Origin of the sequence: Allobosea sp. TWI1241 (assembly GCF_039673065.1) — a bacterium.
In the GTDB taxonomy this organism is placed as follows: domain Bacteria; phylum Pseudomonadota; class Alphaproteobacteria; order Rhizobiales; family Beijerinckiaceae; genus Allobosea.
On record NZ_JBDJKW010000001.1, the window covers coordinates 330,360 to 356,083 of the forward strand.

Below are 25,724 nucleotides of genomic sequence, written 5' to 3' on the forward strand. Positions count from 1 at the left end.
ACGCTTTCTTTCGCTCTGTAACAGTCGGCAGAGAGCCTCAGAATACTGACTATTCCCTTGATTCTTATCGTTTTTTATTCGTTAAAAAAGCCCCGGCGCAAGCATGCGCCGGGGCCTGGTCTGATACGCGTTCGAACGGAGCGCGGAAAAGCTCAGCTCGACTGCCGCCGCAGGAAGGCGGGGATCTCGAGATGATCGTCTTCCTGCAGGCGCGCCGGGGCGGCACGGCCGTGCGGATCGAGCTGGCCCTGGGCGGGACGGCTGACCGGGGCCTGCGGCTGGCGGCGCATGAACTCGGCATGCGCGGCGCTGGGCGCCTGCGCCGGAGCGGGCTGCGCCGGACGGGCGGCGACGGGCGCCGGGGCCGGCATCGGGGCGGGCTCGCGCAGCGGCGCCGGCTCGACCATGTGCTCCTCCTCCTTGCGGCCGAAGCCGACGGAGGCGAGGCGCTGCATCAGCGACATGCGCTTCTGCTCGGCCGAGGGCTGCGGCGGCACGCCGGCGGTGGTCGCGCGGGTCTGCGCGATCTGGTTCTGCGCCGGGATCGGCAGCTCCTCGATCCGCGGCATGCGGGCCGGACGGATGACGGCGCGCTCGGGCGCCGGCGGGATGAAGCTGTCTTCCAGATGCGGCAGCTCGGCTTCCGGAGCGTGCGTCTCGACCACCGGAGCGGCGACCATGGCCGGGCGCGGCTGCACCGGCTCGATGCGGACGTCGGCGGCGTAGGCGGCAGGGGCGGCCTGGCGCACCGGCTCCTGCGTCAGCGGCAGGCGCGGCGCGGCCGGATGCTCGGCGATCACCGGAGCGACAGGCGCGGGGGCCGGCGCCGGGGCGGCGGCGGTGCGGATGTTGGGAACCGCGCTGCGCAGGCGGGCCTCGGCCTTCAGGCGCTCGGCAACCTCGGCGATGCGGGCCTCGGTCGCGTCGACCTCGCCCTCGGACTCCATCGGCTTGTCGATGCCGGTGGCGACGACGGAGACGCGCATCGTGCCTTCCATCGACTCGTCGAAGGTGGCGCCGACGATGATGTTGGCCTCGGAATCGACCTCCTCGCGGATGCGGGTGGCGGCCTCGTCGACCTCGTAGAGCTTCATGTCGCGCCCGCCGGTGATCGAGATCAGCAGGCCGCGCGCGCCGCGCATCGAGACGTCGTCGAGCAGCGGGTTGTTGATCGCCGCCTGGGCGGCGGAGAGCGCGCGCTTCTCGCCCTGGGCCTCGCCGGTGCCCATCATCGCCTTGCCCATGCCGCGCATCACGGCGCGCACGTCGGCGAAGTCGAGGTTGATCAGGCCGGGACGGACCATCAGGTCGGTGATGCAGGCGACGCCCGAATAGAGCACCTGGTCGGCCATGCCGAAGGCGTCGGCGAAGCCGGTGTCCTCGTTGGCGACGCGGAACAGGTTCTGGTTCGGGATGACGATGAGGGTGTCGACGGCCTCGTTCAGCTCGCCGATGCCGGCTTCCGCCATGCGCATGCGGCGCTGGCCCTCGAACTGGAAGGGCTTGGTGACGACGCCGACGGTCAGGATGCCCATGTCGCGAGCGACGCGGGCGATCGCCGGGGCGGCGCCGGTGCCGGTGCCGCCGCCCATGCCGGCGGTGATGAAGACCATGTGCGCGCCGGCAAGATGGTCGCGAATCTCGTCGATCACCTCCTCGGCGGCCGCGCGGCCGACTTCCGGCTGCGAGCCGGCGCCGAGCCCCTCGGTGACCTGCAGGCCCATCTGGATGATGCGCGGGGCGCGGGAGAGCGCGAGGGCCTGCGCGTCGGTATTGGCGCAGACGAAATCGACGCCGTCGAGGCCCGACTCGATCATGTTGTTGACGGCGTTGCCGCCGGCGCCGCCGACACCGAACACGGTGATCCGGGGCTTCAATTCCCGGATGTCCGGGGCTTGCAGGTTCATCGCCATGATTGCCTCTTTCACTCTCTCGTCCGGCGCCTGGCGGGCCGTCCCGTTTGTCCACGCCAGGGGCCGTGGCCCCGTTTCCAATTCCCAGAACTCACTCCGTTCCGCCCGGCCGGGACCGGGCGCAACGCAACGCGTCAGAAGCTTTCCTTCAGCCAGCGGCCGACACGGGAGAAGTACCCGTCGGTCGGATGGGCGAAATAGGCCGAGCTCGCACGCGGCTCGAAATGCTCGACATGCGCCACCTGCGGGTAGACCAGCAGGCCCACCGCCGCCGAGAAGGCCGGGCCCTTGCCGGCCTCGGGCAAACCGCGGATGCCGAGCGGCCGCCCGGTGCGGATCTGCCCGCCGAGCACGCGGCGCGCCACCTCCGGCATACCGGTGAGCTGGCAGGCGCCGCCGGTCAGCACCACGCGACGGCCGGTCTCCTGCGAGAAGCCGGCGGCCTTGAGGCGGTCGCGCACCAGTTCGAGGATCTCCTCGACCCGCGGCCGGATGATCCGGACCAGATGCGACTTCGACAGGTGGTTCGGCATGTCGCGCTCGTCGTCGTCGACCTGCGGCACCGCGATGATGTCGCGCTCGTCGGACGGGCTCGCCATCGCCGAGCCGTGCAGGGTCTTCAGCCGCTCGGCGGCCGAGACACGGGTCGACAGGCCGCGCGCCACGTCCATGGTGATGTGGTTGCCGCCGACCGCGACCGCGTCGGTATGGGTCAGGTGCCCGCCCGAGAACACGCCGAGGCTGGTGGTGCCGCCGCCCATGTCGACCACGACGACGCCCATCTCGGCCTCGTCGTCGACGAGGACGGAGAGGCCCGACGCGTAAGGCGTGGCGACGACCGCCTCGACCTCGAGGTCGCAGCGCTCGACCGCGAGCATGACGTTGCGGGCGGCCGCCGCCTCGGAGGCGACGACGTGCATGTCGACCGAGAGCGCCCCGCCGACGAGGCCGCGCGGATCGAGCACGCCGGGCGAACCGTCCAGCGCGTAGCCGGTCGGCAGCGCGTGCAGCACCGCCTTGCCGGGCGCGATCGCATGGGTGGCGGCGGCGGCGAGCACGCGCTTGACGTCCGCGTCGCCGACCGAGCCGCCGCGCAGCTCGACGCTGCCGGCATAATGCTGCGAGCCGAGCCGGCCGCCGGTCAGGTTGACGATGACCGACTGCACCTCGACCTTGGCCATGCGCTCGGCCGCGTCGACGGCGGCGCGGATGGCGCGCTCGGCGCTCTCCAGATCGATGATCGCCCCGCCCTTGAGGCCGAGCGAGCGCTGATGGCCGATGCCGACGATCCGCGCCACATGGGTGCGGCCGCGCAGGCGCTCATTGGCCTCGGCCGGCTGCAGCTCGGCGATCAGGCAGACCACCTTGCTGGTGCCGATGTCGAGCACCGACAGCGTCGCGCTCTTGCGCGACGACAGGGGCCGCATGCGCGGCGTCAGGCCATGGGAGGTCAGGCTCATGCCTCGCCCCTCCGCTTCTTGGTCTTGTTCTTGAGCTGCTCGGCCCGTGCGGCCGCGCCCTCTTCGGTCAGCCGCATGGTGATGCGGTCGGGCTGGCGCAGGTCGATGGCGATCAGGTCCTTCTCGCTGACGGCGAAGTCGCGCTCGAGCCCGACCAGGCGGGTGACGGCGGCCTTCGTGTCGTCCTCCGGCAGGCGGATATCGATGCCGGTGTCGAGCTTGAGGTTCCAGCGACGGCCGGCGACCAGGCTGCCGGCGCGGATGCGCGGCGCGAACGGGCCGGCCTCGGCGAGCAGGGCGACGTAGTCGCGGGCGCGCAGATTGGCGCCCTCCCCGACCACCAGCGGCAGATAGGCGAAGCGGCCATCGTCCATGCGGTCGATCACGGTGCCGTCGGCGGCGATCAGGAACAGCTCGCCCTTGACCTGCCAGAGCGCGAAGGGCTCGCGCTCGACGAGGTTGATGACGATCTCGCCCGGATAGAGCTTGCGCACCGCGGCCTCGCGGATCATCGGCATCTCTTCCAGCCGCTTGCGCGCCGCATCGGCGTCGAAGAAGGCGAGCGAGATCTTCGGATCGATGCCGGCGGCAACCAGCACCTCGATCTCCGACAGCCCGTTCAGGCCCGAGACGGTGACGCGGTCGATGCCGAAGCCGGCAAGACGCGCCAGCGCGTGCTTCGGCTCGCCATAGGCTTCGCGCAGCGTCTCGACATGGCCGCCGAGGGCGGCGCCCGTCGTCACGCTCGCACCGAGGAAGGCGAGCGCCAGCCAGGTGCCGAGCCCGCGCGGCAGGCGCTGCGCCAGCGGCAGCGCGCCACGGCGCGAACCGCGGAACCAGCGGCGTTGCCGCTCTCCGACGAGCAGCGGGGGTCCGGGCCTGCGCACCGGGACCAGCGGAGTGGAGCCGACCAGCATCGCATTCACCGATTCAAGGAGGCGTCCTCGACCATCCATCCGACGAGCTCACCGAAATTCATGCCCGCATGGGCGGCCAGTTCAGGCACAAGGCTGGTCTCGGTCATGCCGGGTTGCGTGTTGACCTCCAGCCAGACGAGAGACCCGCTCTCGTCGTCGTATCGGAAGTCGGACCGACTGACCCCGCGGCACCCGATTGCTTGATGCGCCGTTAACGCACACTCTTCGATTTGGCGGTAAATATTCGGTAAAATTTGTGCCGGGCAGATGTGGACCGAGCCGCCTTTCGCATACTTGGCGTCGTAGTCGTAGAACTCGCCCGTCGCGGCGCGAATCTCGGTTACGCCCAAGGACTTGCCGTCCATCACGGCGCAGGTCAGCTCCCGCCCGGCGACGAAGCGCTCGGCCAGCAGCAGCTCGCCGCAGGGCCAGTCTTCGCGGGCGACTTCCTGCGGCGGGTGCTCGCGACCTTCCTTAACGATCACCACCCCGACCGAGGATCCCTCGTCGATCGGCTTGAGGACGTAAGGGGTCGGCAGGACATGGTGCTTGGCCGCCTCGAAGCGCGAGACCGTGACGCCATGGGCGACCGGAACGCCGGCCGCGGCGGCGACCATCTTGGCCTTGTCCTTGCGGATCGCCAGCGACGAGGCCAGCACGCCGGAATGGGTGTAGGGGATGCCGAGGATCTCGAGCAGGCCCTGGATGGTGCCGTCCTCGCCAAAGCGGCCGTGCAGCGCGTTGAAGACGACATCCGGGCGCAGCGCCGCCAGCACGGCGGCGATATCGCGCTGCACGTCGATGCGCGTGACGCGATAGCCGATCGCTTCGAGCGCGGCGGCGCAGGCCGCGCCGGAGCTGAGGCTCACCGCCCGCTCGACCGACCAACCACCCATCAGGACCGCGACATGCTTGCTCATGAGGACTCCGCTGCACCTCTGCGGAGACCCTGAACAGACATGGTTAACGGCCCGTTAAGACCGGTTAACGGACCGGCCGGTGTGACTTGGCCGCCTCACCCGCGCGCGTCCCGGACGAAGCTCCGCAACCGCAGCACACCGCGGCCGCAACGGTGCATAAGCCGCAGGGCAGGCCCGTTAACGGGCAGGAATCGGCTGCGGATCGCCACGGGAATAAGAAAGCGCCGGCGGCTCCCGCGCGCTTCAAGAGGTGGCATCGCCGGCTGCGTTTCGACCGGCGCGAGAGACGCCACGCCCCGCCTCAGGCCGGCACGCCGATGCGCTTGATTTCCCAGTGCAGCTCGACGCCGGACTGTTCCTTGACCCGGCGGCGGACCTCCTCGCCCAGCGCCTCGATATCGGCCGCCGTGGCGCCCCCGGTGTTGATCAGGAAATTGCAGTGCATCTCGGAGACCTGGGCCCCGCCGACCCGCAGGCCGCGGCAGCCGGCGGCGTCGACCAGCTGCCAGGCCTTGCCGCCCTCCGGGTTCTTGAAGGTCGAACCGCCGGTCCGCTCCTTGATCGGCTGCGCCGCCTCGCGCGCCGCCGTGACCCGGTCCATCTCGGCCAGGATCGCCTCGCGATCGCCCGGCCGGCCCTGGAACAGCGCCGAGGTGAAGACGATGTCGGCCGGCGCCGTGCTGTTGCGATAGCTGAAGCCCATCTGCGCATGGGAGAGCGTCACGATCTCGCCCTTGCGGGTGACGCCGCGCGCCTCGACCAGCGCATCCGTGGTCTCGCCGCCATGGGCGCCGGCATTCATGCGCAGCGCCCCGCCGATGCAGCCGGGAATGCCGCGATAGAAGGCGAGCCCGTCCAGCGCCGCATCGGCCGCCGCGCGCGCCAGCTTGACGTCGGGCGTGGCCGCCCCCGCCCGCAGACGGTCGCCGGGCTCTACCACGATCTCGCCGAAGGCCTTGCCGGCGAGGCGAATCACCAGCCCGGGAATGCCGCCGTCGCGCACGATCAGGTTCGAGCCGAGGCCGATCACCGTAACGGGAATTTCGGCCGGCAACCGCGCCAGCAGATAGGCGAGATCGGCCTCGTCGGCCGGGGTGAACAGCAGTTGCGCCGGCCCGCCGACGCGGAACCAGGTCACCGGCGCCAGCGGCTGGTTGGCGAGAAGCCGCCCGCGCAACTCCGGCGCGGCAGCGAGGATCTCGGCGGAGATGTCGGGGAAAGCCATGAGGACGCTCGCGCTAGTCCTTCTTCCCTCGGGGGAGAAGGTGGCCCGGCGGAGCCGGGTCGGATGAGGGCAGTCCGGCGAGGCCGATCCGATCGGCGATCTCGCGCAGGACGAAATCGAGGTTTCCTAGAACGCGCTCATTGGGAAAGCGCAAGACCTGGTAGCCCTCGCGTCGCAGAAAAGCGTCGCGACGCGCATCGCGGGCTCGTGCCTCGTCACTGGCATGCGGCTCGCCGTCGAGCTCCACGATCAGGCGGTGCTCGAAGCAGCAGAAATCCGCGACGAACGCACCGATCGCCATCTGGCGCTTGAACTTGAGATTGGCGAAACGCCGGGCGCGAACCGCCTGCCAGAACGCGGCTTCGGCGCGCGTCGGCTGGCGCCGTTGGTCGCGGGCGAGAGCGAGGGTACCGGCCGTGTTCTTGCGCTCCACGGCCGGCTTTCCCGCATCCGTCAGCGCTTCGCGCTGCCACCTTCTCCCCCGTGGGGAGAAGGAACGAACGAGGCCAGCTCGCCCGGCAGGGCGTAGGCCCATTGCGTGATGTTGCCGGCGCCGAGGCAGACGACGTAGTCGCCGGGACCAGCCAGGGTCGAGACCATGGCGGCCAGCTTGTCGGGGGCCGGCAGCGGCAGGGCGTGGCGATGGCCGCGCGCCTTGATCGCGGCGACCAGCCCGTCGCGGTCGGCGCCGGGAATCGGCTGCTCGCCGGCAGCGTAGACATCGGCGACGATCACCGTGTCGGCATCGTTGAAGCAGGCGGCGAAGTCGTTGAACAGGCTGGACAGGCGCGAATAGCGGTGCGGCTGCACCACGGCGATCACCTTGCCCTTGGTCGAGGCCCGCGCCGCGCGCAGCACCGCCGAGATCTCGACCGGATGGTGGCCGTAGTCGTCGAAGATCTGCGCGCCGTTCCATTCGCCGGTGCGGGTGAAGCGGCGCGTCACGCCGCCGAAGCCGGCCAGCCCCTCACGAATGGTCTCGACCGGCACGCCGAGATCATAGGCGACGGCGATCGCAGCCGTGGCGTTCAGCGCGTTGTGATGGCCGGGCATCGGCATGACGAGGTCGCGCACCAGCTCCTCGCGGCCGCGCTTGCGGTCGCGGATCAGCAGCGAGAAGCGCGACTGGCCGCCGGCGAGGTCGATGTCGACCAGGCGGAAATCGGCCTGCGGGTTCTCGCCATAGGTGATCACCCGGCGGTCCTCGATCTGCCCGACCAGCTCCTGCACGGTGGGATGGTCGATGCACATCACCGCGAAGCCGTAGAAGGGCAGGTTCTCGACGAAGGAGCGGAACGCCGCCTTGATCGCATCGAAGGAGCCGAAATGGTCAAGATGCTCGGGGTCGATATTGGTGATGATCGCGACGTCGGCCGGCAGCTTCAGGAAGGTGCCGTCGGATTCGTCGGCCTCCACCACCATCCAGTCGCTCTCGCCCATGCGGGCATTGGTGCCGTAGGCGTTGATGATGCCGCCATTGATCACGGTCGGGTCGAGCCCGCCCTTGTCCATCAGCGTCGCGACCAGCGAGGTGGTCGTGGTCTTGCCATGCGTGCCGGCGATGGCGACGCAGGATTTCAGCCGCATCAGCTCGGCCAGCATCTCGGCGCGGCGCACCACCGGCAGGCGCTTCTCGCGCGCCGCCATCAGCTCGGGGTTGTCGCGCTTGATCGCGGTCGAGACCACGACGACCTCGGCCTCGCCGAGATTGGCGGCGGCGTGGCCGACGAAGGTCGCGATGCCCTTCTCCGCGAGACGGCGGACATTGGCGTTGTCGGAGGCGTCCGAGCCCTGCACCTTGTAGCCGAGATTGTGCAGCACCTCGGCGATGCCGGACATGCCGATGCCGCCGATGCCGACGAAATGGATGGAGCCGAGCTTCGGCGGCAGTTTCATGGCACTACGGTCCTAAAACGATCAGATCTGGGCGGTTTCGGCGATCAGCCGCGCGAGCCGGTCGGCCGCGTCGGGAATGCCCGCGCTCTTGGCGCTCGCGGCCATCGCCGTCAAGCGCGACGGCTCGGCGAGCAGGGCCGAGAGCTCGGCGGCTAGGCGCGCAGGCGTGAAATCGGGCTGGAGGATGCGCAGCGCCCCGCCCGCCCGCTCGAGCACCGCCGCGTTGGCGGCCTGATCCTGGTCGAGCGAGCCCGGCAGCGGCACCAGGATCGCCGGCCTGCCGATCACGGTCAGCTCCGCCACCGTCGAGGCCCCTGCCCGGCCGATCACCAGATGCGAGGCCGCCATCCGCGCCGGCAGGTCCTTGAAGAAGGGCGCCAGCTCGAAGCGGATGCCGAGATCGGCATAGACCCGGCGCACGCGCTCGTCGTCCTCGACGCGCGCCTGCTGCACCACGGAGATCCGGGCGCGTTCCTCGGGCGGGAGCAGTTGCAGCGCCGGCGGCACGATGTCGGCCATCACCCGCGCGCCCTGGCTTCCGCCGAAGACAAGCAGCTCGAGCCGGCCGTCCAGCGCCGGATAGGGCGAGGCGGCTGCGATCACCGCCGGGCGCACCGGATTGCCGACCTGCCGGCACTTGGCGGCCTGCTCGGGAGCGAGCCCGCCGACCTCGGCGAAGCCGGTGGCGATCAGCTTCACCCGCCCGGCGAGGAAGCGGTTGGCCCGGCCGGCGACCGCGTTCTGCTCGTGCACCATGGTCGGCACGCCCATCAGCGCCGCGGCGAAGACCGGCGGCACGGTGGGATAGCCGCCGAAGCCGACGACCATCGCCGGTTTCAGCGCCCTGATCGCGGCCCGCGCCGCCAGCGCGCCGCGCAGCAGCACGAACGCGGCCTTCGCCATCTTGAGCGGCGACTTGCCGGAAGGCGTGGCCGCCGGAACGGCGTGGATCGATTCGGCCGGGAACGAACCGGCATATTCGGCCGCGCGCGTGTCGGTGATCAGCGCGACACGGAAGCCGCGCGCATGCAGCGCATGGCTGGCCGCCTCCGCGGGGAACAGATGCCCGCCGGTCCCGCCCGCGGCGAGCACGATCAGCGGCGCGGAGCCGCCCGCAGCCTGGGCCATGGTCTCAGTACCTCGAATTGCCGAGCGTCTCGGAGCGCGGCCGTCGCCGCGTCAGCGCCAGCAGGAAGCCGGTGCCCAGCGCCAGCGAGATCAGCGAGGAGCCGCCATAGGAGATGAAGGGCAGCGTCATGCCCTTGGCCGGCATCATGTGCAGGTTGACCATCATGTTGATCGCGGCCTGCGTGCCGAACAGCAGGGCAAGGCCGGTGACGGCGAGGCGGATGAACGGATCCTCCGCCCGCTGCGCGATGAACAGCGCCCGCAGCACGATGACCGCGAACAGCGCCACCAGCAGCATGCAGATCACCACGCCGAACTCCTCCGCGGTCACGGCGAAGATGAAGTCGGTATGGGCGTCGGGCAGGATGCGCTTCACCGTGCCCTCGCCCGGCCCCTTCCCGAACCAGCCGCCCTGCGCGAAGCTCTCCAGCGCGGTGTCGACCTGGAAGGTGTCGCCCGAATCCTTGTCCATGAAGCGCGCGATACGGCCGCGGACATGCGGGATGAGCTGGTAGGCGATCAGCAGGCCGAAGGCGCCGAGCCCCCCGAGCCCCATCACCCAGAACCAGTGCAGGCCGGCGACGAAGAACAGCCCGGCCCAGACCAGGGTGATCAGCACGGTCTGGCCGAAATCGGGCTGGAGGATCAGCGGCACGATCGCCAGCGGCAGCAGCGCGAAGGCGATCAGGGTGCCCGGCAGGTCGGGCCGGCGCGAGCCCTCGGAAAAGGCCCAGGCCGAGAGCACGACGAAGGCCGGCTTGAGGAACTCGGAGGGCTGGATCGAGCCCAGCGGCCCGAGCGAGAGCCAGCGCGTCGCGCCCTTGACCTCGACGCCGAAGCGCAGCGTCGCCAGCACCGCCAGGAAGGAGAACACGAACAGCAGGAGCGCCGCCCGGCGCACCTGGCGCGGCGAGAACATCGAGGTGACGAGGAAGACGGCGAGCGCCGCCAGCAGATAAACCGCCTGGCGATTGACGAAATGGAAGGTGGAGAGCCCCAGCCGCTCGGCGACCGGCGGGCCGCCGGCCATCAGCAGCACCACGCCGGACACCATCAGGGCGACCAGCGTCGACAGGATGATGCGGTCGATCGACCACCACCAGCGGCCGCTCAGGCTCGGTTCTGCGCGCGAGACCATCTGTCCAAAGGCTCCTACCGGACGGGCCGACCAGTCGCGCCGGCTCCGGCGAATCACTCTGGCAAGGACTGGTTAACCGATTGATTCCGGACCGCCCCCGCGGGCGTCCCTCAACCGGACGCCGCCGAGGGCACGAAGCCCGGCAGCGCGCTCACCAGCGCCCGGAACGCATCGCCGCGCACCTCGAAATTCGGGAACTGGTCGTAGGAGGCGCAGGCCGGCGAGAGCAGCACCGCGATCTCGCCCTCCCCGGCTTGCGCCAGCGCGGCCCCGGTGGCGGCGGCGACCGCTCGGTCCAGCGTGCCGGAGCGCTCATAGGCCACCCGCCCGTCGGCGTCGAAGGTCGCGGCGAAGGCGTCGCTGGCGGCACCGATCAGGTAGGCATGCGCGATATTGGGGAAATAGCGCCGCAGCGTCTCGATGCCGCCCTCCTTGGCCTTGCCGCCGAGGATCCAGAAGATCGTGCGGAAGGAGGTCAGCGCCTTTTGGGTCGAATCGGCGTTGGTCGCCTTGGAATCGTTGATGAAGACGACACGGCCGATGCGGCCGAGTTCCTCCATCCGGTGCTTCAGCCCGGGATAGCTGCGGAAGCCGGCGGCGATCTCCTCCGGCGTCAGCCCCAGCGCCTCGCAGGCGGCGAAGGCGGCGGCGGCGTTCTGCGCATTGTGGCTGCCGCGTAAGCTACCGATGCCGGCGAGATTGGCCACGACCTTCGGCTTACCGTCGCGCACCGCGACGATGCGGGTGTCGAGCCGCCCGTCGTTGGCGGTGACGCCGGCGAAGATGCCCTCGTCGAGCGGCTGCTCGCCGCTGATCCGCACCAGCGGCAGCCCGCTCGCCGCACGCCTGCGCGCCATGGCGAGCGAAGGCGCGTCGTCGACGCCGATCACCGCGATGTCGGAGGCGACGACGAGCCGCTCCTTGATCGCGCCATAGGCCTCGAAGGTGCCGTGCCGGTCGAGATGGTCCGGCGTCAGGTTCATCTGGATGCCGACCGTCGGCTTGATCGAGGGGGCGAGGTCGATCTGGAAGGTCGAGCACTCGATGACGTGGATGCGGCCCGCGGCCGGTGGCGCCAGCGCCAGCACCGCCGTGCCGATATTGCCGCCCATCTGCACGTCGCGCCCGGCCGAGGTCAGAACATGGGCGATCAGGGCCGTGGTGGTCGACTTGCCGTTGGTCCCGGTGATGCAGATGACCGGCGCGGCCGGCGCGGACTTCGCCCGCTCCAGGAAGAACAGTTCGATGTCGCCGATCACCGGGACATTGGCGGCCTTCGCTTTCTCGACGGTCCAGTGCGGCGCCGGATGGGTCAGCGGCACGCCGGGCGAGAGCACGAAGGCGGCGAAGCCCGACCAGTCCGCCTCGGCGAGATCGAACAGCGTGAAGCCCTCGGCTGCCGCTTTGTCGCGGCTCGCCTGGTTGTCGTCCCAGCACGCGACCTCGGCACCGCCGGCGACCAGCGCGCGCGCCGTCGCCAGCCCCGAGCCGCCGAGACCGAACAGGGCGAGCGTCTCGCCCGCGAAAACCGTGACGGGTGTCATGGCCGGCGCCATCCTCAGCGCAGCTTCAGCGTGGCGAGGCCGACCAGCGCCAGCACCACCGAGATGATCCAGAAGCGGATCACCACCTGCGGCTCGGTCCAGCCCAGCTTCTCGAAATGATGGTGGATCGGCGCCATCAGGAAGACGCGCCGGCCGGTGCGCTTGAACACCGCGACCTGGATGATGACCGAGAGCGCCTCGACCACGAACAGGCCGCCGACGATCGCCAGCACGATCTCGTGCTTGGTCGCCACCGCGATGGTGCCGAGCATGCCGCCCAAGCCGAGCGAGCCGGTATCGCCCATGAAGATCTGCGCCGGGGGCGCGTTGAACCAGAGGAAGCCCAGGCCGGCGCCCATCATCGCGCCGCAGATCACCGCGAGTTCGCCGACGCCGGGGACGTGGTGGATCTGGAGGTAGTTGGCGAAGATCGCGTTGCCGCTCAGATAGGCGATGAAGCCGAAGGTCCCGGCCGCGATCATCACCGGCACGATAGCGAGGCCGTCGAGCCCGTCGGTCAGGTTCACCGAATTGCCGGCGCCGACCACGACGAAGGCCGTCACCAGCGGGAACAGCAGGCCGAGCGGGATCATCCATTCCTTGATGAAGGGCAGCGCGAAGCCGGTCGCCAGCGAGGGCGGGCTGATCATCATGATGCCGGCGCAGGCGATCAGCGCTATGACCACCTCCAGTCCGAGCCGGGCCGCGCTGGAGAAGCCCTTGTGGGACTGCTTCGTCACCTTGAGGAAGTCGTCGTAGAAGCCGATCGCGCCATAGCTCGCGGTGACGCCGAGCACGATCCAGACGTAAGGGTTGGCGAGGTTGCCCCAGAGCAGCGTCGCCGCGAACAGGCCCGACAGGATCATCAGCCCGCCCATGGTCGGCGTGCCGCGCTTGGCGAGATGCGATTCTGGCCCGTCGGTGCGGATCGGCTGGCCCTTGCCCTGCTTGATCCTGAGCCAGGAGATCGCCGCCGGGCCGAAGAAGAACACGAAGAGCAGCGCCGTCGCCGTCGCGCCGCCGGCGCGGAAGGTGATGTAGCGGAATACGTTCAGGATCGGGAAATGCGCCGAGAACTCGGCGAGCAAAACCAGCATGAAACCCTGTCCCCTGTCCCCCCGGCGCGCGGATGCGGCGCCCGGTCTCGTCAGTCGTCGGAAGTCTCGACCGGGAAGCGCGCGGTCATCGCCTTCACGATCGTGCCCATGCGCGAGCCCAGCGACCCCTTGACGGTGACCACGTCACCGGCCCGCAGCGCGTCGAGCACCAGCGGTTCCAGCCCGCTCGCCTGCGCGGCATAAGCGCCCCGGAGGCGGGAAGGCAAGGCGTCGTAGAGCGATCGCATCAGCGGACCGCAGGCGAAGACGAGGTCGATGCCGTTTCCCAGCACCGGCTCGGCCAGGCCCTTGTGCAGCGCTGGCCCGGTTTCGCCGAGTTCGAGCATGTCGCCGAGCACGGCGATTCGCCGGCCGCGGCCGCCCGGCGCCATCCGGCCGAGATTCTCGATCGCGGCACGCATCGAGGCCGGGTTGCCGTTATAGCTCTCGTCGATCAGCGTGAACGGCCCGGCCGGCGCGTGCAGCATCTGCCGCGCGCCACGCCCAGCCGGCGGCTTGAGATCGCCGAGCGCCAGCGCCGCCAGCGCCAGGTCCGCCCCAAGCGCCTCGGCCGCCGCCAGCACGGCGAGCGAGTTCAGCACGATGTGGCGGCCAGGGCTGCCGAGCTTGTAGGCGACGCTCTGGCCGTTGACGCTGGCCTCCACCGTCGAGAGGTCGGGCGTCAGGCAGCAGCCGAGCAGGCGCACATCCGCATCGGCGCTCTCGCCGAAGCCGATGACGCGGCCGGCCGGACTGTCCTGCGCCAGCTCGCGCAGCAGGCCCGCCTGCGGAATGTCCGCGTTGACGATCGCCGTGCCGCCCGGGCGCAGCCCCTGGAAGATCGAGGCCTTCTCGCGCGCGATACCCTCGATCGACTCGAAGGCGGCGAGATGCACCGGCTGCACGGTGGTCACCACCGCGACCTCGGGAGAGACCATGCGCGCCAGCGGCAGGATCTCGCCCGGGCTGTTCATGCCGATCTCGTAGACGCCGTAGCGCACGTCGCGCGGCGTCCGGCACAGCGTCAGCGGAACGCCCCAGTGATTGTTGTAGGAGGCGACCGGCGCATGCGTCTTGCCCTGGCGCGAGAGCACGAGCCGCAGCGCCTCCTTGGTGCCTGTCTTGCCGACGGAGCCGGTGACCGCGACCACGCCGGCCTGAAGCTCGGCGCGGCGGGCCATGCCGGCCTTTTCCATGGCGCGCAGCACGTCGGGAACCACCGCGAGCGGCGCGTCGGCCGGAAAGGAATCGGCATGGGCCGCGTCGACCACCGCCAGCCCAGCGCCCTTGTCCAGTGCGCCGGCGACGAAGTCGTGCCCGTCACGGCTGTCGCCGCGGATGGCGAAGAAGGCGTCGCCCGGCTCCAGCGTGCGCGTGTCGATCGAGATCCCGCCGATCGCGCCCGGCACCGGGCCGCGCCCGGCCGCCTCCATCGCCGCGAGCAGGCGCGCGCCGCTCCAGAGCGGTTCCGCAGTCATGATGTCATCCCCCAGCCAGATCGGCGATCGCCGCCAGCACCACCGCATGGTCCGAGAACGGCAAGGTCCGATCGCCGACGATCTGGCCGGTTTCATGGCCCTTTCCGGCCACGACCAGCACGTCCCCTTGCCGCAGCTCGGAAACCGCCGTGGCGATCGCCTCGGCGCGGTCGCCGATCTCGCGCAGACGCCCCGGCGCGGCGGCCATGATCGCCGCGCGGATCGCGGCCGGATCCTCGCTGCGCGGATTGTCGTCGGTGACGATCGCGATGTCGGCGCCCTCGGCGGCGATGGCCCCCATCAGCGGGCGCTTGGCCCGGTCGCGGTCGCCGCCGCAGCCGAAGACGCAGATCAGCCGGCCGGTGGCATAGGGCCGCATCGTCGCCAGCACGGCCGCCAGCGCGTCGGGCTTGTGCGCGTAGTCGACGACGACGAGCCCGCCGCGGAAGTCTCCGACCCGTTCGAGCCGGCCGGCGACGCCGCGCAGGCCCGCAAAAGCCGCGACCGCCGCCTCGGCGCGCTCGCCCGCCGCGACGGCGAGCCCGGCCGCGACCAGCGCATTGCCGGCCATGAAATCGCCCGCGAGCGGCAGCAGAACCGGAACACGGACGCCGTCAGCCTCGACCACGAGACGCTGCGCGAAGCCCTCGCGCTCCACCGAGATCAGCCGCAGCCGGTCGCCGCCCTTGCCGACGCCGATCACCGGATGGCCGGCGGCGCGGGCCGCCTGCTCGGCCTTGTCCGCCATGGCGCCGTCGCGGTTGATCACCACCGGCGCGCCGTGCGGCAGCAATTCCCAGAGCCGCAGCTTGGCCGCGAGGTACTCCGCGACATCGGCGTGATAGTCGAGATGGTCGTGGCCGAGATTGATGAAGGCGCCCGCCGAGAGCCGGACACCGTCGAGCCGCCGCTGGTCGAGCCCGTGCGAGGACGCCTCCATCGCCAGATGGGTGATGCCGTCGCCGGCGAGCCGGTCGAGCGAAGCGTGCAGCGAGAGCGGGTCCGGCGTGGTCAGCGAGCCGTAATCGGCGCCGCTCTCGGTCACCACGCCGATCGTGCCGAGGCTCGCCGCCTTGCGGCCGCAGGCCATGAATATCTGCCGCGTGAACTCCGCGACGGAGGATTTGCCGCTGGTGCCGGTCACCGCGACGATCATCGCCGGCTGGCGCGGATGCACCACAGCGGCCGCCAGCGCCAGCGCGCGACGCGGATCCTCGACCCGGGCGAAGACGACCTGCGCCGGCAGGTCGGCCGGCCTGTCCTGCGCCGAGACGATCGCGACTGCGCCCTTGGCCACCGCGTCGGCGATGAAGCGGCCGCCATCGGCGCGCGAGCCGGCCAGCGCCACGAAGGCGTCGCCGCTCACGACCTTGCGACTGTCGAAGGCGACGCCGCCGACGCGCTGCGCGGGCGCATCCGGAAAGGCTCCCGGAAAGAGCTGGCCCAGGCTGAAACCGGTGTCGCGCGTCGCCATGATGTGCCGATCCGTCAGCGTGTGCCCCAGGCGCCGAGCCGCGCCATCAGCGGGAACGGGGCGGTCGGCGGCTCGAAGCGCGGCGGCAGGCCGAGCAGCGGGGCCGCCCGCTCGATGACCTTGCCGGTGGTGACGCCGGCGTTCCAGGCCGCGGTCGAATAGCCGCCGCTCTCGGCATAGCCCTTCGGCTCGTCATAGATCGAGAGGAAGAGGTAGCGCGGCTTGTCGGAGGGCACGACCGCCATGAAGGTGGTGAAGTTCTTGTTCTTGGCGTAGCGGCCGTTGATGACCTTCTCGGCCGTGCCGGTCTTGCCGCCGACGAAATAGCCCGGAATGCTCGCCTTGCGGGCCGAGCCGCGCTCGCCGTTAAGCCACATGATGTAGCGCATCGCCTCCGAGGTCTCGGGCTTGATGACGCGCTGCGCCACCTTGTCCGCCTCCTCCTGGGTGCGCTTGATATAGGTCGGCGTGATCAGCTTGCCGCCGTTGACCAGCGCGGCGACCGCGGCCAGCGCCTGGATCGGCGCGACCGCGAGGCCGTGGCCGAAGGCGATGGTCGCGGTGTTGATCTCGCCCCAGCGCGGCGGCAGGATCGGCGCGGCGCTCTCCGGCAACTCGGTCGTCATGCGGTCGAGCTGCATCATCTTCTTCAGGAAGGCGCGGTGGCCCTCGACGCCGACAGAGAGCGCCATCTTGATGGAGCCCATGTTCGACGAGTGCAGGAAGACCTCCGGCACGGTCAGCGTCCGGCCGGTGCCGTGATATTCGCGGATGACCTGGCGGCCGAAGCGCATCATGCCGCCGGCGGTCGAATAGGTGGAGTTGATATTGGCCTTGCCGGCGTCGAGCGCCATCGCGACCGTCAGCGCCTTGAAGGTCGAGCCCATCTCGTAGACGCCGACATTGATCCGGTTGATCCGGTCCTTCTCATGCGCGTCGACCGGGTTGCTCGGGTCGAAATCGGGCAGCGAGACCGAGGCGATGACCTCGCCGGTGTTGACGTCCATGATCGCGCCCGCCGCGGCGATGGCACGGTACTTCTCCATGCCCTTGACCAGCTCGTCGCGCAGAAGGTGCTGCACGCGCAGGTCGACCGAGAGCTGGATCGGCTTGAGATCGCTCGCCTGGGTGGCGAAGCCGGCACCGTTGAGGTCCTGCAGCCCCTTGGAGTCGATGTATTTCTCGATACCGGCGATGCCGACATTGTCGACATTGGCGAAGCCGAGGATATGCGCCGCCGCCGGGCCGTTCGGATAGACGCGCTTGTTCTCGGGCACGAAGCCGACACCGGGGATGCCGAGCCGGTGGACCTCGGCCTGCTGGCGCGGGGTGATCTCGCGCTTGATCCAGGCGAAGCCGCGGCGGGTGCCGAGCTTGTCGCGCAGATCCTTGGCGTTGAGGTCGGGCAGGACCGCTGTCAGCAGCTCCGTCGCCTCGTCCTTGTCGAGGATGTTGCGCGGTTCGGCGAAGACCGAGACCGAGCGCACGTCGGTGGCCAGCGTCACGCCGTTGCGGTCGACAATGTCGGGGCGCGCCGCCGAGGTCGCGTTGGAGGTCGCGCGCCGCAGGCCGACCTGGTCGTTCGGGAAGGCGGCCAGCGCGACGAGGCGGCCGGTAATCGCCAGGAAGAGCACGCTGAAGGCGAGGATGACCAGGCCGACGCGCGGCTCGCTCTTCTCGCCGCTCATGCGGAAGATGTCGCGCAGGTTGAAGCCCGGCAACAGGCGGCGGCGCGGCTTGGCGACAGGTGCCTTGGCGATCTCCGGCGCGGCGACGGGGGCTGCGGGGGTGTCGGGCGTCTCGTGGCTCACGGGCGGGCTCCCGGCGTCGTGGCGGCCGTGCTCTTGCGATCGCGCGGCGTCTCGGTCGGGACGCCGAGGCCGAGATCCTCGAGCTTGCGGCCGATGGAATCGACCTTGGGACCGCGATTGGGGATGTCGGACAGGCGCACGATCTGGGTGATCGCCAGCGGCTGCAGGTCGAGGTGGCGCTCCGCGAGCACCTGCAGGCGGTCGGGCCGGTTCAGCAGCTGCCATTCGGCCTTGAGCACGGCGATGGCGTCGCGCTCGCGCTGCGCCTGGGTCTTCAGCTTGCGCAGCTGCTCCGCCTCGAGCGTGGTCTCGTATTTGATCGAGTAGGAATAGAGCGCGGAGGCGACCAGCGCCCCGATCGCCACGACGTGCAGGAACTTGATCACGTCCGTGCCCTCCCCCGGCTCTGCGGCTCCGGCACCGCCGCCAGCGCGGCGAGTTCCGGATCGGCCGCCCGCGCCGGCTCCTCGGTGCGCTCCGCCGCGCGCAGCTTGGCCGAGCGCGCCCGCGGATTGGCGCGCGTCTCGGCCTCCGACGGCGCGACCGCGCCCTTGGTCACCAGCCTGAACGTCGCCTGCGGCGCCGCAGCCGAGGGCGCATGGCGCGAGCCGGAGGGCGCACGGCCGGAGCGCTGCGCCATGAACAGCTTGACGATGCGATCCTCGAGCGAATGGAAGGTCACGACGGCGAGCCGCCCGCCCGGCGCCAGCGCCGCCTCGGCGGCGTGCAGCGCCCGCACCAGTTCGCCGAGTTCGTCGTTCACCGCGATCCGCAGCGCCTGGAAGGTCCGCGTCGCCGGATGGGCGCCGCCGGGCTCGCCCCGCACCACGCCCGCCACCAGATCCGCCAGCGCCTTGGTGCCGGTGATCGGCGCCTTGCGGCGGGCCTCGACGATGGCGCGGGCCACGGCGCGCGAGCGCCGCTCCTCGCCATAGTAATAGATGATGTTGGCGAGCACGCCCTCTTCCGCCTCGTTGACGAGGTCGGCGGCGCTGCGCCCGCTGGCTTCCATGCGCATGTCGAGCGGCCCGTCCATGCGGAAGGAGAAGCCACGCTGCGCCTGGTCGATCTGCATCGACGAGACGCCGATATCGAGCACCACGCCGTCGAGCGGCCGCATGCCGAAGCGCTCCGCCTCCGCCGCGAGATCGCCGAAGCGCGCCTGCGCCACGGTGAGGCGTCCGCCCATCGCCGTGACCAGCGCGGCGGCGCCCGCGACGGCGGTCGGATCGCGATCGAGCGCCAGCAGCGTCGCCTGCGGCTCGCGCCCGAGCAGCGCACGTGCATAGCCACCGGCGCCGAAGGTGCCGTCGAGATAGCGCCCGCCGGGCTTGAGGGCGAGCGCGTCGAGGGCTTCGTCCATCAGGACGGGGATATGGGGCTCGCTCACGGCGCCGGCCTCGCGCCAAGCACGCGCTTGACGTCGCGCAGCTTCGCCCGCGCCTCGTCCAGATGCGCCTTGAAACGCTCCGGCTCCCAGATCTGGAACTTGTGCCCCTGCCCCACGAAGGTCACCGCGTCGGTGATGCCGGCATGGGCCTTCAGCGTCTCGCTGAGCACGATGCGTCCCTCCGGATCGATCTTGAGAACCTCCGAGGTGCCGTTGAGCGCCGTCGAGAGCGACTCCCATTCCTCGGAGAAGGGCGAGAAGCGCGACAGGATCTCGTCGATCACTGCCCGCAGCGCATGCCCGCCGCAATCCAGGCTCGCCTGATCCAGCGCGGGATGGACATAGAGTCCCTCGTAGCCGTCGCGCGCCAGCACGGCGCGGAACGATGCCGGGATCGAAACCCTGCCCTTGGCATCCAGCCGGTTGGTGAAATGGGAAACGAAGCGGTCCGTCAACGCCGCCTCCGAGCCGGGCTTCCACGACACCAGACGCGCCGGCCTCGACCGGCGGTCGCAAGTCCCGTCGACCCCGGCAAAACGAAGCCCCCGACCGAAAACCGCGCGGCACACGGCTCTCGCTCTGTCGCTTGCCTGTCGGTGCCGACGGGATGATTTGGGATACCATGGGGCAATATGGGCGTCAATGGAGCGAGCAGGCGCCCGCAAGGACGCGAGCCACCGTTTTCGATGACAGCCCGACAAGGTTAACTATCAGTGAAGACGCTGCTTTTCGGAGGCGCCAGCCGGGCCGAGCGCGACCATTCGCCCCGAGGCCGGGCAGCGATTTTTCCGGGGCGGGATAGGTCTACCGCCGCTCAGCCTTCGTCGGCTGCGGCCCGGCTGAGCAGAGCGCCGCGCAGATGGCGGATATCGGCCAGCAGGCGCGCCGCCGGCAGCCCGCTCTCCTCGACCGCGCAGGGCACCGGATTGGGCAACTGCGCCGCCTTGTCGTGCAGAGCCCGGCCGGCATCCGTCAGGTCGATGAAGACCTGCCGCTCATCCTCCCGCCCCCGGCGCCGCGTCACCAGCCCGGCAGCTTCGAGCCGCTTGAGCAGCGGGGTGAGCGTGCCGGAATCGAGCAGGAGCCGCTCGGAGAGCGCCTTCACCGGGCAGCCATCCTCCTCCCACAGCACGAGCATGGCCAGATACTGCGGATAGGTCAGCCCCAGCGCCGCGAGATACGGCTTGTAGGCGCGATTGAAGGCATGCGCCGCGGAGTACACCGCAAAGCAGAGCTGCCGGTCGAGACTGTCGACGCGCCGGTCGCCGGGATCATTCGTCATGCTCGCACGTTACCTCTTCCCAGCCCCGCCGCCAGCGGGCGATGGCGGCCGAACGCCGCCGTCACGGCGATTTGAATAGCTTGCTATTTAATTGTGCGCAATCTATATAGCATCGACCAGCTGGCGGACGATCCGCCTTTCGACAGGGAGTGCCTCATGAAGATCCTCTATACGGCCCATGGCTCCGCAACCGGCGGCCGCGAAGGCCAGGCCGCGACCGATACCGGCAACGTCAAGCTGACCCTGAACACGCCGAAGGAGCTCGGCGGCGGCGGCGGCGAGGGCACCAATCCCGAGCAGCTCTTCGCCATGGGCTACTCCGCCTGCTTCCTCGGCGCGCTGAAGTTCGCGGCCGGCAAGGAAAAGGTGAAAATTCCGGACGATGCGCGCGTCAGCGCCGATGTCGGCATCGGGCCGCGCGACGACGGCGCCGGATTCGGCATCGCGGTGAAGCTCACCATCTCGGCGCCCGGCATCGACAAGGCGCAGCTCGAGGACCTGGTCCAGAAGGCCCATATCGTCTGCCCGTATTCGGACGCGACGCGCGGCAATATCGATGTCGAACTGACTGTCGCCTGAGGCGAACCGGCGGGATGCTCGCCGCCCGTCAGGGCTCGAGCCTCCCGCGATCGCAAGCCCGCGGCGCGTCCAGCGCGGCGGGCCATCGGGATGAGGTGCCAGCCGGCCTGTAAGCCGGGTTCTGGACGGCCGGGAGATCGCTCTCCCGACGTGACGGCCATTCCTCTGGGACGCGCATCGCTGCGCGCCTCGAGCAACCAACCCGGACGACTGGACCGGAAAACAGGTCCTTCACCCTTGCGGGCGAGCGCCGTCCCTATTCGGTTTTGCTCCCGGTGGGGCTTGCCATGCCGTCCCCGTTACCGGGTCCGCGGTGCGCTCTTACCGCACCTTTTCACCCTTACCGCGGGCCGAGGCACGCGGCGGTTCGATCTCTGTGGCGCTTTCCCTGGGGTCGCCCCCGCCGGACGTTATCCGGCACCGTGTTTCCGTGGAGCCCGGACTTTCCTCCCCCGCACGAGGCGGGAGCGGCCGTCCGGCCGACTGGCGCCGCCGATGTGCGCCCTCAGGCCCGGCCCGTCAAGCCGGGACCCGGCGTCAGTTGCTGGCGAGGATGGTGCGGACCTTGGCGCAATAGACGCGGTTGGCGCCGTTCATGCGCACGGCCATGTGGCCGCTCTGGTACTTCATGATGGTGCGGCAGGTGTCGCCGCCGGCGAGGCGATAGGCCTCGGCGAGATACTTCATCCCGTAGCGGACATTGGTCTCGGCATCGAGCAGGCCCGAGGCGCTGCCGCGATAGCCGACGCCGCGCGCGGTCTGGTGGCGGATCTGCATCATCCCGTAATTGCCGGCATGGGCGGCGCGGGGATTGTAGCGGCTCTCGATGCGCACGACGGCATCGGCGAGCTCGAATGGCACGCCATGGGCGGCGGCATGCCGGGCGACCAGGCCGCGCAGCCCGTCCGATGCGGCCGGCGCTGCGAGCGGCTTGCGACCGGCGCTCCGAACCGCCTTCGCAGGCTTGGCGGCAGTGGCCGGCGCGGCCTTGGCGGTCTCTGATCCGGCCTCGGCGGGGGTTGCGGCGGCCTTCGCCTCCTCGGCGGCATGGCGGCGGATTTCCGCCTCACGCACGATGAACGCACGGGCGTCCGTCTCGGCATTCACCTCGGCCGCAGCAGGCTGGAGAGCGGCCAGGCAAATCACGAAGGCGGCGCATCCGCCGGCGGAGATCTTATGCATTACGCGAGTGCCTCATCTTTCGTTCCGGCCCCCAGAGCGGCGGCTCATCTGATAGATGAATGCGACATAAATCAGGCTGATACGCTCACGGAATGAGCCAATACGAAGACATCAGAACTACTATAGCCTCGTACAGCCAAAAGTAATGATCATGTATTGAGCCGGGGAACGATTCGCAGGCGATGGCGTTGACGCAGCACTCGGCCGGCCCCACATCAGCGCCCCATTGCCACCGCAATTCGCGGTCGCAATGGCATCGCAGGCCCGGGCGAGGCAGGAGCAACGCCGGACCGAGCCCTTGAGAGGGGGAAACCGAGATGAAGAAGATGTTGGCTATCGCGGCGGTCGGCATCGCCATCAGCGCCTGCACGCCCCATGAGGAGCGCGTCGGCGGCGGCGCGGCCATCGGCGCCGCCACGGGCGCCGTGATCGGCGGCCTCGCCACCGGACGCGCCGGCGGCGCGCTCGCGGGCGGCCTGATCGGTGCGGCCGGCGGCGCGATCATCGGCGGTGCGACATCGCCGTACTATGACGACGGCTATTACGATGGCTGCCCCTACGGCTATTATCGCGACCGCTACGGCCGGCTCTACTGCCGCTGAGCGCTCGCATTCGCCCGGCCCGCCTCGACAGCGGGCCGGTCAGGCCGGAGGACGGATGACGTCGTCATATTGGGGCGCCCTCGGGGGCGGCGGCATCGGCTTCGCCCTCGGCGGCCCCCTCGGTGCGCTGATCGGCGCGCTCGCCGGCCATGTCCTCGTCGACCGCGAGGGCGCTCTGTTCGGCCCTCCCCCGCGCCAGCTTGTCTTCACCACCGGCCTCGTCGCGCTCGCCGCCAAGATGGCGCGCGCCGACGGCGTGGTGTCCTGTGCCGAGGTCGCGGCCTTCCACCGCATCGTCACGGTACCGGAGGGTGAGCGCGCGCACGTCGACCGGCTCTTCGACCTCGCCAAGCAGACCACCGCAGGCTTCGAGGCCTATGCGGCGCAGATTGCCCAGAGCTTCAGCGACGAGCCCGCGCTGCTCGAGGGCGTGCTCGACGGCCTCTTCATGATCGCCGCCGCGGACGGCGCGGTGCATGAGCGCGAACATGCCTATCTGCGCGAGGTCGCCGCGATCTTCAAAATCTCGGACGCCGATTTCGCGCGGATCGAGGCGCGGCATCTGCGCCGGCGCGACGATCCCTATCTGGTGCTGGGCGCCAATCGCGAGATGTCCGACAGCGAATTGCGCGGCCTGCATCGCCGCCTGGTGATCCAGAACCATCCCGACCGCGAGATCGCCCGTGGCCTGCCGACAGAGGCGGTGGCGATCGCGACGCGCAGGCTGGCGGCGATCAACGCCGCCTGGGACCAGATCGCCCGCGAGCGCGGCTTCACCGGCCGCCTGCCGGAACCCGCCTGAACGACGCCGCGTGACAAGGCCAGCATGACCGCCCAGCCCACCCCCGACAGCCGTTTCGCCGCCAAGGTCTTCCCCTCACCCAATCATGGCGAGCGCCGTTTCCGCGACGGCACCGGCGAGCGCCGGCCGGATATGCTGCTCCTGCACTATACCGGCATGCCGGTAGCCGGCGAGGCGCTGCAATGGCTGTGCAACCCGGTCTCGCAGGTCTCCAGCCACTATTTCGTCTTCGAGAACGGCCATGTGCTCCAGCTCGTGCCGGAGGCGCGCCGCGCCTGGCATGCCGGCGCCTCGCACTGGGCCGGCGAGACCGACGTCAACTCGGCCTCGATCGGCATCGAGATCGCCAATCCCGGCCATCCCGGCGGGCTGCCGGCCTATCCCGAGCCGCAGATCGTCGCGACGCTGAATCTCTGCCGCGACATCTGCGAGCGCTGGTCGATCCCGCCCGAGCGGGTGCTTGCGCATTCCGACGTCGCGCCCGGCCGCAAGATCGATCCCGGCGAGGGCTTCCCGTGGCGCCGCTTCGCAGAGGGCGGCGTCGGGCTCTGGACCGAGCCGGCGCCGATCGGCGGCGGGCGCTTCTTCGCCCGGGGCGATGCCGGCCCGCCGGTCGAGGCGCTGCAGGCGATGTTCGCCATGCTGGGCTACGGCATCGCGGTCGACGGCCAGTACGATGAGCGCACCGAAGCGGTGGTCGCAGCCTTCCAGCGGCACTGGCGCCCGGCCAAGGTCGATGGCGTCGCCGATGGCTCGACCATCACGACGCTGCGCGATCTGCTGGCGGCGACGCAGGGCTCGCGCACGGCCTGAACGATCGCGCGCAAACCCGGCCGGTGCGAAGATTTCGTTAAGGAACTCGGCCTAGCGTGCGAGCCTGCTTTCTCCGACCAGTCTGCCGCCCATGCCGCTCTCCGACGCCGAGGCGCGACGCCTCTACGATCAAGCCGCAGCCATCGCGGCGATCGGCGCGTGGGAATGCGATCTGGCGACCGAGCAGTTGAGCTGGACCGACGGCGTCTACGACCTGTTCGGCCAGATGCGCGGCAGCCGTCTCTATCGGCGCGATACGCTCGACACCTATCACAGCACGTCGCGCAGCGAGATGGAGCGCGCGCGCCACCTCCTGATCGCGACCGGGCAGAGCTTCACGCTCGACGCCCGCCTGCGCGTGTCCGACCAGTGCGAGCGCTGGATGCGGCTGAGCGCCGGCGTCGCCTATGATTGCGGCCGCCCGGTGCGGCTCTTCGGCGTCAAGCAGGACATCACGCAGGAAAAGGCGATGTGGCAGGGGCTGCGCCGGCTCGCCTACAGCGATCCGCTGACGGGGCTGGCCAATCGCCGCGCCTTCGAGGCGCGGCTCGGCGAGTTGCGCGATTGCCCGCGCGATGCCCGCACCGCCGGGCTGATCGCCATCGTCGACCTCGACAATCTCAAGCCCGTCAACGACCGGCACGGCCACGCCGCCGGCGACGAATGTCTGCGCCAGCTCGCCTACCGGCTCGAAGCCTCGCTGAGCGACGCCGCGGTGGTCGCCCGCATCGGCGGCGACGAGTTCGCCTGCCTGATCTTCTCGAACGCCGGTACGGGCTATCTGCTGCGCCGGCTCGAGCTGACACGGCAGGCCCTGGCGCGCCCGGTGAACTGGAAGGGCGAACCGCTGCGGGCCAGCGCCTCGATCGGCGTGCGCCTGCTGCCGCCGGGGCAATCGCTCGATCTCGACATGTGCTTCGCCGAGGCGGATGCCGCGCTCTATACCGCCAAGGCGTCGGGCCGGAACCGGCTCTGCGTCTTCGGCGCGCCCCTCCCCGGCCCGCAGGAGCTGCCCAAGGAGCCGCCCGCCGACGACGCCGGTTGGGACCGCCAGTCGGCTTGAGGCCGCGCGC

Annotated in this window: 24 protein-coding genes and 1 other RNA gene; 5 read left to right on the forward strand and 20 right to left on the reverse strand. The window is 70.2% G+C overall.

The features are described 5' to 3' along the window. Positions 1-152: 152 nt before the first annotated feature. From ftsZ to ABE438_RS01705, 18 genes are all read right to left on the reverse strand, one after another. A complete protein-coding gene (gene ftsZ / locus ABE438_RS01620; protein WP_346500553.1) occupies positions 153-1,913 on the reverse strand; it encodes a cell division protein FtsZ in 1,761 nt (586 codons plus the stop codon). Between the two features lie 134 nt (positions 1,914-2,047). Then, entirely contained in the window at positions 2,048-3,373 is a 1,326-nt protein-coding gene (gene ftsA, locus ABE438_RS01625) for a cell division protein FtsA (protein WP_346500554.1), read from the reverse strand. Beyond that, entirely contained in the window at positions 3,370-4,290 is a 921-nt protein-coding gene (locus ABE438_RS01630) for a cell division protein FtsQ/DivIB (RefSeq protein WP_346501027.1), read from the reverse strand. Before ABE438_RS01630 ends, ftsA begins: the two co-directional genes overlap by 4 nt. Before the next feature lie 5 nt (positions 4,291-4,295). After that, positions 4,296-5,210: a D-alanine--D-alanine ligase gene (locus tag ABE438_RS01635; RefSeq protein ID WP_346500556.1), complete on the reverse strand. Its 915-nt coding sequence runs from the start codon at positions 5,208-5,210 to the stop codon at positions 4,296-4,298. Positions 5,211-5,511: 301 nt separating this feature from the next. Continuing rightward, complete coding sequence (murB, locus tag ABE438_RS01640; protein ID WP_346500558.1) at positions 5,512-6,435, reverse strand: UDP-N-acetylmuramate dehydrogenase; 924 nt, start codon at positions 6,433-6,435, stop codon at positions 5,512-5,514. Positions 6,436-6,448: 13 nt separating this feature from the next. Continuing rightward, positions 6,449-6,868, reverse strand: coding sequence for an endonuclease domain-containing protein (locus tag ABE438_RS01645; RefSeq protein WP_346500560.1), 420 nt, complete (start codon positions 6,866-6,868; stop codon positions 6,449-6,451). Positions 6,869-6,888: 20 nt separating this feature from the next. Beyond that, positions 6,889-8,331: a UDP-N-acetylmuramate--L-alanine ligase gene (gene murC, locus ABE438_RS01650; RefSeq protein WP_346500562.1), complete on the reverse strand. Its 1,443-nt coding sequence runs from the start codon at positions 8,329-8,331 to the stop codon at positions 6,889-6,891. A gap of 21 nt (positions 8,332-8,352) precedes the next feature. Next, positions 8,353-9,459: an undecaprenyldiphospho-muramoylpentapeptide beta-N-acetylglucosaminyltransferase gene (gene murG / locus ABE438_RS01655; protein WP_346500563.1), complete on the reverse strand. Its 1,107-nt coding sequence runs from the start codon at positions 9,457-9,459 to the stop codon at positions 8,353-8,355. Between the two features lie 4 nt (positions 9,460-9,463). Continuing rightward, complete coding sequence (locus tag ABE438_RS01660) at positions 9,464-10,597, reverse strand: FtsW/RodA/SpoVE family cell cycle protein (RefSeq protein ID WP_346500565.1); 1,134 nt, start codon at positions 10,595-10,597, stop codon at positions 9,464-9,466. 110 nt (positions 10,598-10,707) lie between these two features. Next, the gene (gene murD / locus ABE438_RS01665) at positions 10,708-12,141 is read right to left on the reverse strand and encodes a UDP-N-acetylmuramoyl-L-alanine--D-glutamate ligase (RefSeq protein WP_346500567.1); all 1,434 of its coding nucleotides are present in this window, start codon (positions 12,139-12,141) and stop codon (positions 10,708-10,710) included. A gap of 14 nt (positions 12,142-12,155) precedes the next feature. After that, positions 12,156-13,238 carry a phospho-N-acetylmuramoyl-pentapeptide-transferase gene (mraY, locus tag ABE438_RS01670; RefSeq protein WP_346500569.1) on the reverse strand — a complete coding sequence of 361 codons (1,083 nt, stop codon included), beginning with the start codon at positions 13,236-13,238 and terminating at the stop codon, positions 12,156-12,158. A 50-nt stretch (positions 13,239-13,288) separates the two neighbouring features. After that, positions 13,289-14,716, reverse strand: coding sequence for a UDP-N-acetylmuramoylalanyl-D-glutamyl-2,6-diaminopimelate--D-alanyl-D-alanine ligase (locus ABE438_RS01675; protein WP_346500571.1), 1,428 nt, complete (start codon positions 14,714-14,716; stop codon positions 13,289-13,291). A gap of 4 nt (positions 14,717-14,720) precedes the next feature. Continuing rightward, complete coding sequence (locus ABE438_RS01680; protein ID WP_346500573.1) at positions 14,721-16,190, reverse strand: UDP-N-acetylmuramoyl-L-alanyl-D-glutamate--2,6-diaminopimelate ligase; 1,470 nt, start codon at positions 16,188-16,190, stop codon at positions 14,721-14,723. A 14-nt stretch (positions 16,191-16,204) separates the two neighbouring features. Further along, complete coding sequence (locus ABE438_RS01685; protein ID WP_346500575.1) at positions 16,205-18,001, reverse strand: peptidoglycan D,D-transpeptidase FtsI family protein; 1,797 nt, start codon at positions 17,999-18,001, stop codon at positions 16,205-16,207. Then, positions 17,998-18,387, reverse strand: coding sequence for a cell division protein FtsL (gene ftsL, locus ABE438_RS01690; RefSeq protein ID WP_346500577.1), 390 nt, complete (start codon positions 18,385-18,387; stop codon positions 17,998-18,000). Before ftsL ends, ABE438_RS01685 begins: the two co-directional genes overlap by 4 nt. Next, on the reverse strand, positions 18,384-19,391 hold the full coding sequence (rsmH, locus tag ABE438_RS01695; protein WP_346500579.1) for a 16S rRNA (cytosine(1402)-N(4))-methyltransferase RsmH: 1,008 nt from the start codon (positions 19,389-19,391) through the stop codon (positions 18,384-18,386). Before rsmH ends, ftsL begins: the two co-directional genes overlap by 4 nt. Next, on the reverse strand, positions 19,388-19,846 hold the full coding sequence (locus ABE438_RS01700; RefSeq protein WP_346500581.1) for a division/cell wall cluster transcriptional repressor MraZ: 459 nt from the start codon (positions 19,844-19,846) through the stop codon (positions 19,388-19,390). The genes rsmH and ABE438_RS01700 overlap by 4 nt, the downstream gene beginning before the upstream one ends. Before the next feature lie 359 nt (positions 19,847-20,205). Next, positions 20,206-20,673, reverse strand: coding sequence for a MarR family winged helix-turn-helix transcriptional regulator (locus ABE438_RS01705; protein WP_346500583.1), 468 nt, complete (start codon positions 20,671-20,673; stop codon positions 20,206-20,208). A gap of 156 nt (positions 20,674-20,829) precedes the next feature. Between ABE438_RS01705 and ABE438_RS01710 the strand changes: the two genes are divergently transcribed. Next, positions 20,830-21,252, forward strand: coding sequence for an organic hydroperoxide resistance protein (locus ABE438_RS01710; protein ID WP_346500585.1), 423 nt, complete (start codon positions 20,830-20,832; stop codon positions 21,250-21,252). Between the two features lie 94 nt (positions 21,253-21,346). Here ABE438_RS01710 and rnpB read toward each other — a convergent pair. Further along, positions 21,347-21,739, reverse strand: an RNA gene (gene rnpB, locus ABE438_RS01715) — RNase P RNA component class A. Positions 21,740-21,789: 50 nt separating this feature from the next. Beyond that, entirely contained in the window at positions 21,790-22,398 is a 609-nt protein-coding gene (locus tag ABE438_RS01720; protein ID WP_346500587.1) for a lytic transglycosylase domain-containing protein, read from the reverse strand. Positions 22,399-22,751: 353 nt separating this feature from the next. Here ABE438_RS01720 and ABE438_RS01725 point away from each other — a divergent pair, with 353 nt between their 5' ends. The 4 genes from ABE438_RS01725 to ABE438_RS01740 all read left to right on the forward strand — a co-directional run bounded on the left by ABE438_RS01725 (position 22,752) and on the right by ABE438_RS01740 (position 25,714). Then, positions 22,752-23,036, forward strand: a complete 285-nt coding sequence (locus ABE438_RS01725; RefSeq protein WP_346500589.1) for a glycine zipper domain-containing protein — start codon at positions 22,752-22,754, stop codon at positions 23,034-23,036. 55 nt (positions 23,037-23,091) lie between these two features. Next, a complete protein-coding gene (locus ABE438_RS01730) occupies positions 23,092-23,838 on the forward strand; it encodes a TerB family tellurite resistance protein (RefSeq protein WP_346500591.1) in 747 nt (248 codons plus the stop codon). Positions 23,839-23,862: 24 nt separating this feature from the next. Beyond that, complete coding sequence (locus ABE438_RS01735; RefSeq protein ID WP_346500593.1) at positions 23,863-24,651, forward strand: N-acetylmuramoyl-L-alanine amidase; 789 nt, start codon at positions 23,863-23,865, stop codon at positions 24,649-24,651. Between the two features lie 91 nt (positions 24,652-24,742). Further along, complete coding sequence (locus tag ABE438_RS01740; RefSeq protein WP_346500595.1) at positions 24,743-25,714, forward strand: sensor domain-containing diguanylate cyclase; 972 nt, start codon at positions 24,743-24,745, stop codon at positions 25,712-25,714. Positions 25,715-25,724 lie beyond the last annotated feature (10 nt).

What these genes read in the sequence shown, in the direction of transcription:
- ftsZ (WP_346500553.1), bottom strand. Translation starts at nt 1,913, where the DNA reads ATGGCGATGAACCTGCAAGCCCCGGACATCCGGGAATTGAAGCCCCGG.
- ftsA (WP_346500554.1), bottom strand. Translation starts at nt 3,373, where the DNA reads ATGAGCCTGACCTCCCATGGCCTGACGCCGCGCATGCGGCCCCTGTCG.
- ABE438_RS01630 (WP_346501027.1), bottom strand. Translation starts at nt 4,290, where the DNA reads ATGCTGGTCGGCTCCACTCCGCTGGTCCCGGTGCGCAGGCCCGGACCC.
- ABE438_RS01635 (WP_346500556.1), bottom strand. Translation starts at nt 5,210, where the DNA reads ATGAGCAAGCATGTCGCGGTCCTGATGGGTGGTTGGTCGGTCGAGCGG.
- murB (WP_346500558.1), bottom strand. Translation starts at nt 6,435, where the DNA reads ATGGCTTTCCCCGACATCTCCGCCGAGATCCTCGCTGCCGCGCCGGAG.
- murC (WP_346500562.1), bottom strand. Translation starts at nt 8,331, where the DNA reads ATGAAACTGCCGCCGAAGCTCGGCTCCATCCATTTCGTCGGCATCGGC.
- murG (WP_346500563.1), bottom strand. Translation starts at nt 9,459, where the DNA reads ATGGCCCAGGCTGCGGGCGGCTCCGCGCCGCTGATCGTGCTCGCCGCG.
- ABE438_RS01660 (WP_346500565.1), bottom strand. Translation starts at nt 10,597, where the DNA reads ATGGTCTCGCGCGCAGAACCGAGCCTGAGCGGCCGCTGGTGGTGGTCG.
- murD (WP_346500567.1), bottom strand. Translation starts at nt 12,141, where the DNA reads ATGACACCCGTCACGGTTTTCGCGGGCGAGACGCTCGCCCTGTTCGGT.
- mraY (WP_346500569.1), bottom strand. Translation starts at nt 13,238, where the DNA reads ATGCTGGTTTTGCTCGCCGAGTTCTCGGCGCATTTCCCGATCCTGAAC.
- ABE438_RS01675 (WP_346500571.1), bottom strand. Translation starts at nt 14,716, where the DNA reads ATGACTGCGGAACCGCTCTGGAGCGGCGCGCGCCTGCTCGCGGCGATG.
- ABE438_RS01680 (WP_346500573.1), bottom strand. Translation starts at nt 16,190, where the DNA reads ATGGCGACGCGCGACACCGGTTTCAGCCTGGGCCAGCTCTTTCCGGGA.
- ABE438_RS01705 (WP_346500583.1), bottom strand. Translation starts at nt 20,673, where the DNA reads ATGACGAATGATCCCGGCGACCGGCGCGTCGACAGTCTCGACCGGCAG.
- ABE438_RS01710 (WP_346500585.1), top strand. Translation starts at nt 20,830, where the DNA reads ATGAAGATCCTCTATACGGCCCATGGCTCCGCAACCGGCGGCCGCGAA.
- ABE438_RS01725 (WP_346500589.1), top strand. Translation starts at nt 22,752, where the DNA reads ATGAAGAAGATGTTGGCTATCGCGGCGGTCGGCATCGCCATCAGCGCC.
- ABE438_RS01730 (WP_346500591.1), top strand. Translation starts at nt 23,092, where the DNA reads ATGACGTCGTCATATTGGGGCGCCCTCGGGGGCGGCGGCATCGGCTTC.
- ABE438_RS01735 (WP_346500593.1), top strand. Translation starts at nt 23,863, where the DNA reads ATGACCGCCCAGCCCACCCCCGACAGCCGTTTCGCCGCCAAGGTCTTC.
- ABE438_RS01740 (WP_346500595.1), top strand. Translation starts at nt 24,743, where the DNA reads ATGCCGCTCTCCGACGCCGAGGCGCGACGCCTCTACGATCAAGCCGCA.